Annotated in this window: 4 protein-coding genes; 3 read left to right on the top strand and 1 reads right to left on the bottom strand. The window is 46.9% G+C overall.

Annotated elements, in window-relative coordinates:
* The first annotated feature begins 386 nt into the window (after window positions 1-386).
* Window positions 387-1,082, top strand: coding sequence for a methyltransferase domain-containing protein (locus F6K57_RS38600; protein WP_293073881.1), 696 nt, complete (start codon window positions 387-389; stop codon window positions 1,080-1,082).
* Complete coding sequence (locus tag F6K57_RS38605) at window positions 1,072-1,437, top strand: Lin0512 family protein (RefSeq protein ID WP_293073884.1); 366 nt, start codon at window positions 1,072-1,074, stop codon at window positions 1,435-1,437. Before F6K57_RS38600 ends, F6K57_RS38605 begins: the two co-directional genes overlap by 11 nt.
* 132 nt (window positions 1,438-1,569) lie before the next feature.
* On the opposite strand, the gene F6K57_RS38610 is transcribed toward F6K57_RS38605, so the two are convergent.
* On the bottom strand, window positions 1,570-2,583 hold the full coding sequence (locus F6K57_RS38610; protein WP_293073887.1) for an arginase: 1,014 nt from the start codon (window positions 2,581-2,583) through the stop codon (window positions 1,570-1,572).
* 96 nt (window positions 2,584-2,679) lie between these two features.
* Between F6K57_RS38610 and F6K57_RS38615 the strand changes: the two genes are divergently transcribed.
* Window positions 2,680-3,849 (top strand): transposase, encoded by a 1,170-nt coding sequence (locus F6K57_RS38615; RefSeq protein ID WP_293073890.1) that lies wholly within the window; start codon window positions 2,680-2,682, stop codon window positions 3,847-3,849.
* Window positions 3,850-4,026: the final 177 nt, after the last annotated feature.

Consider the following 4,026-nt stretch of genomic DNA (forward strand, 5'->3'; position numbering starts at 1 on the left):
GAGCCGTGTTACTGACTCTCTCGATCATCAGGGTGCATCTTATATTTCAAATATACCTGAGTAAATGAGGGGTGTCACCCCTCATTGCAAAAATCAGCCAAATGGCTTAATTGGTAAGTTGTTACTGCTATAGCAGAAGTCAGAAGTTAGAAGTCAGAAGTCAGAAGTAAAACTCTTGCGCTTACTTAGGTTTGAGACTTTTGTCATGTCCGCGCCTGCCCTGGCGACTGCTATAACCTGATCTCTCTCACCAGACAGGGATTTAGATTTGAACAGTTATAGCGCTACGCGCAATGGCATTGGCATGCATGCTAGAGGCAAAAGTTAACTAAAACAGCTTAATCGGTAGTGCTATAAAATTAGGAAGCAACACCAACCCCAGACCTATGTTCGAGCAACAACCCGAAACACTACAGCAAAAGGTTAAACTCTTGGCATCGGAATCAATTCGCCAAGATAATCCATCTCAATGGTTTGAGGTTTTATATGCCGAAGCTAATGGGGATTCGGGGCAAATACCTTGGGCGCGTAATACACCCCATCCCTATCTACAGGATTGGTTAGACCAGAATACACCCCAAGGGTCGGGTCGCTCTGCCCTAGTAGTTGGTTGTGGGTTAGGGGATGATGCGGAAGCGTTGGCGCAGCAGGGTTTCCAAGTAACTGCCTTTGATATTTCCCCGACTGCGATCGCATGGTGCCAAAAACGATTTCCCAATTCCCAGGTCAAGTACCAAGTGGCAGATTTATTCGCCTTAGATCCAGCATGGCATCACAAATTTGATTTTGTCTTTGAATGTCGTAATATCCAAGCCTTACCCCTCAAGGTTCGGTCAATTGTTATGAATGCGATCGCATCCTTACTCGCCCCAGGAGGAACCCTCTTAGTGATCACTCGATTTCGGGATAGCGACACTGAACCGGATGGTCCCCCTTGGCCGTTGTCAGATACAGAACTAGCTTACTTTCAGGAATTGGGCTTAGTCGAAATTCATCGTGATACTGTCCCAGAATCGGAGGATGACCCAATTCAACGGTTACGCATTGAATATAATCGCGAATATAGTCACCATGGTTCGTAAACGCTTAATTATCGAAATGGGAATGGGAGTAGACCAACACGGTCAAGACCCAACCGTAGCAGCAGCAAGAGCTGTACGCAACGCTATTGCTCACAATGCCTTGCCTGGTGTTTGGGAAGTAGCTGGTTTAGAGCATCCCAATCAAATGATAGTTGAAGTTCAAGTCGCCGTGCCTTACCCAGAGCAAGTCCGAGAAGATGAAGTACTGGCTGTACTCCCATTTGGTCAGAAAACTCTATCCCTTGAGTCCGGTGGAATGGTGGTTGAAGGCAGAGCGATTCCAGAACTTAATGATAAAAATGATGAGATGCTGATTGCTGTTGCAGCAGTTACTGTTTTGGTGGATAGCGATTAGCTAAGCTATCAGCTATCAGCTATCAGCTATCAGCTATCAGCTATCAGCTATCAGCTATCAGCTATCAGCTATCAGCTATCAGCTATCAGCTATCAGCTATCAGCATACGGCGGTTTGCATAACGATCAGGTCTTATACTTTCGGTGTTACTTCTAGGCGATTGGCAATGGCATCCACTACAGTTTCAAAAATGCCCAGGGAGTTTTCCACCATGGTGTTGAGGGTATCGAGCAGGGGATTAATTTCACAGATTTCCCAACAACACACCCGTGGATCTTTAACCAAGGTTTCGTTGAGCAGACAGGCTTCCTTGACAAAAATCCCATTTGGAGCTGGGGTTCCCGTTCCCATACAAATTGTCGAGTCCATACTATCGACGTCAAAGGTAACGTAAATCAGATCCACCCCTTCTAGCTTCTCTAAACACCGTTGGGCAACGACATCCGCACCCAAGGTACGAACGTGCTCAGTGGTCATGTTTAGAATGTGGTGTGTTTCAATCAAGTGGTCTTCTGCCTCTTCCGTATCTCGTACCGCAACATAAACCAAATCCTCAATGCTAAAATTCGCGCCATCTGCCAGCCCCAATCTTTGGCACAGCTTCCACAGTTCTACAGTGTCTGAGTCAAGATCATTGATTTGCTTGGCCAGATTATTAGTAGCAGTCGCCATGGCCACAGGCATCCCATGCATATTGCCTGATGGAGTGGTATAGGGGGAGTGAATATCGGCATGGGCATCAATCCAAACCACTCCCAGGCGATGATTCGGAAAGGCTTTTTTGATTCCGGCGATTGTCCCTGCTGCCGTTGAATGATCGCCACCGAGTACCACTGGAAACAGTCCCTCCTCTAGGGTTTGAGCGACTACATCGGTGGTGCGGCTCAGCACCTGATATAGCTTGTCAATATACTTGGCGTATTGATGTTTGTGTCCCAGAGCATCTGCCGAATTTTCGGTTTGTACTCGTAAACTATCCAGACTCAACACACCATTATCGGCATGCATCCGTGCCGCTTGTTTTTGGATAGCAGCTTCTCTCAAGGCAGCAGTTCCAATGGATTGACCGCGCGTTCCTGCTCCTAATTCAGAATCAACTTCAATCAGGGCAATTGAGGAAAACTTTGCGACCTGGCTGCCTGACACAAGTGGCTCAAAGCTGGCAATGACGTTGTTTGCGAGAAAAGGGGCAGAGTGATAGGCTTGCGCTAGAGTCACTACACAACTAGCTCAACAGCAAGCATGTCTTACTCTACCCAACTTTATAATCAGCTATTTAACTTTTTGCGTCAATACAGCCGCTACCGCGATCTGCGTCATCTCAAAACATTAGCCTGGATGGTAAGCGCCTTAGTCTGTAGTGGTCAGTTGAGTCTTCCGGCCTGGGAACCTTATGTGCCAAGCCGTGCAAAATTTGCCCAGAGTTTTGAGCGCCGGTGGCATCGATTTTTTGGCAATGGACTGATTCGCGTGAATCGGCTGTATATTCCCCTAGTGCTACTGGCCTTAAAAGACTGGCAGTCTCACCGTCTATATATTGCTCTCGATACTACAGTGCTGTGGAATCGTTACTGCATGATTCATTTATCGGTAATCTGTTGTGGACGCGCTGTGCCATTTCTATGGCAGGTATGGGAACATAGCAGTTCTACCGTTGCCTTTGAAACTTATAGACCGTTGTTACGCCGAGCCCGGTGGCTATTGCGTCAACATCCCGATGTCATGCTCTTAGCAGATCGAGGTTTCGCTAATCATGACCTGATGAGTTGGTTGCTTCCTAGCGGTTGGCATTACTGCCTACGGCTGCCATGTGATGTACTACTGCATGGTCCGCGTCGCTATCCGATTGAAGTCCGCTATCTGTGGCCACCATTAGGAGAGGCATTTTTTTATCATAATGTCGGTCTATGGCAAGATGGGGAGCATCGCTGTAACCTTGTATTAGCTAAAGTCAAAGGGGTCAAGGAGCCCTGGGCGGTGATCACCGATGAGCCCCCCACCTTACAAACACTGTGGCAATACGGTTTTCGGTTTGAGGTAGAAGAACTATTTTTAGATAGTAAATCAGGAGCCTTTGAACTTGAGGACTCTCGGATTCGCTCAGCACAAGCGCTGGAACGACTCTACTTAGTGGCAGCCGTGGCCTTACTTTATGCTACTACCCAAGGTATGGCTGTTCAACTTCAAGGCAGAAGGAGGCAGGTAGATCCCCATTGGAAACGAGGTCTAAGCTATCTCAAAATTGGTCTGCGCTGGCTCAAAGGAGTAGTCAATAAAGGTAGGCAACTCTTGAGGCCAGTACCGTTGTTACCTAAAGATCCGCAACCGTGCTTTGCTAGCCATAAAGCTGAGCATGATTACTACGACCAGATTTGGTTTTCCCGTATTCGGTCTTTAAAGTGTAGAACCTGATCTGTTTGCTTTTCACACAGATGTGTCAGGCAGTCAGCTTTGCGACTTTCTGGTACTGAAGTAAAATCTTTTTGAAACTGCGTAAGCCTGCGATCGAAATCTTCAGAGCCGATTCATAAGTCTGAGTGGCAATAAACTCTTCAAAATCAATTTCGCCATCTCCATTTAAATCAGCTT

The organism is Moorena sp. SIO4A5, assembly GCF_010672005.1.
GTDB lineage: Bacteria > Cyanobacteriota > Cyanobacteriia > Cyanobacteriales > Coleofasciculaceae > Moorena.